Source organism: Variovorax sp. E3 (genome assembly GCF_016082275.1).
Classification (GTDB): domain Bacteria; phylum Pseudomonadota; class Gammaproteobacteria; order Burkholderiales; family Burkholderiaceae_C; genus Variovorax.
Window position 1 is genome coordinate 1 of the sequence record NZ_MOWM01000328.1, and the last position, 1386, is coordinate 1386.

General features: G+C 61.5%; 1 protein-coding gene. It reads right to left on the reverse strand.

Features of this window, described 5'->3' with window-relative positions; translation table 11 throughout:
- Positions 1–262 precede the first annotated feature (262 nt).
- The gene (locus tag BMG07_RS40585; RefSeq protein ID WP_198089197.1) at positions 263–1288 is read right to left on the reverse strand and encodes an IS110 family transposase; all 1026 of its coding nucleotides are present in this window, start codon (positions 1286–1288) and stop codon (positions 263–265) included.
- Between the last annotated feature and the right edge of the window lie 98 nt (positions 1289–1386).

Below are 1386 nucleotides of genomic sequence, written 5' to 3' on the forward strand. Positions count from 1 at the left end.
TCTTATATGGGCGCCCCGGGATTACAAGAACTCGCTGTGTGAAGATTCAGGAGGCAGGACTGCAGTCTTATATCCGGCCTGTTGTGCAGGCGGATATGCCCGCTGGCCCTGATGGTTTTCGCTGACGGGATTCCCATCTGAACATCGAGCTTGGCGCTCTTGTTCCCTATCGGAGTGTCCCCGTCCCGGTCTGACCCGTCTGTCCCATCACACGCGTGGTCGCTTGCTCTCCTTCAAACTGGTTGCATCGTTCTCTTCGTCGTCAGTGCGTGGTCTGCCACGCCTCGGGGTGCCAGGCTTGACCGCGTGCCAGCACCGCCCAGATCGTTCGTGCCAGCTTGTTCGCCACCGCGGCGACAGCCACGCTGTACGGTCGGCGCTGCAACAAGGCGGTCAACCACGGCCATGTCGGGCCATCCTTGGATCTGATCACGACGGCTCGAGCACCGTGCATTAACAACGTTCGTAGGTAAGCATCGCCTCGCTTGCTGATGCCCAACTGCCGCACCCGGCCACCGGTACCGGTCTGGCGAGGGACCAATCCGATCCATGCAGCAAACTCCCGGGCGTCTTTGAACGCTGTCGGCGTGCCCATGCTGGCGACGACGGCCGTGGCTGTGAGAAGACCAATGCCGGGGATTTCGGCGACAGCCTTGCAGGCTGGTATTTCCCGCATCTGCTGCGAGAGCCGTCGCTCGATCAGGCCGATGTCGGCCTGCAGTTGCCGGACTCGCACGAGCTGCTCATCCAGGCTATCCATGAGCATCGCTGGCAGCCGGGTCTTCGCATCGCACATGGCGTCAGGCAATGCCTTGAGCAATGCCGCGTGACCTTCCGGTAGCACGATGCCGAACTCATAGAGCAGCCCCCGAAGTTCGTTCGTCTGCATGATGCGGCTCTTCATGAGTTGCGCGCGCAGCCGGTGCAGCGACAGCACGATCTGCTGGGCCTCGGTCTTGACGGGAACGAAGCGCATGCCGGGCTGCTGGCACGCCGTCCAGATCGCTTGCGCATCCGCGGCATCGGTCTTGTTCCGCTGCACGAACGGACGCACCTTCCTGGGTGAGACGAGTCGTACCTCATGGCCCAATCCAATCAGAGCTCGACCCCAGTCGTGTGCGCCGCCGCAAGCTTCCATGACGACCAGCGCAGCAGCGTGATTGGCAAACCACTCCAGCATCCTCGCGCGCTTCAACTGCAAGCGCTCGATGCAACCGGTATCCATGTCGATCCAGTGCAGCTGAAACACCTTCTTGGCAATGTCGATGGCAATGACGGTACGTTCCATGATGGTCTCCATTTCGATGTCGACGGTGGGATCGTCAATCTGGCACTACCCGCAGTGCGGTGCAAGCAGCAGCGGGAGGGGGCGCCCATACCATCTGA

Bases quoted from the DNA above. Each gene is read 5' to 3' on its own strand.
- BMG07_RS40585 (WP_198089197.1), bottom strand. From the start codon at position 1,288: ATGGAACGTACCGTCATTGCCATCGACATTGCCAAGAAGGTGTTTCAG.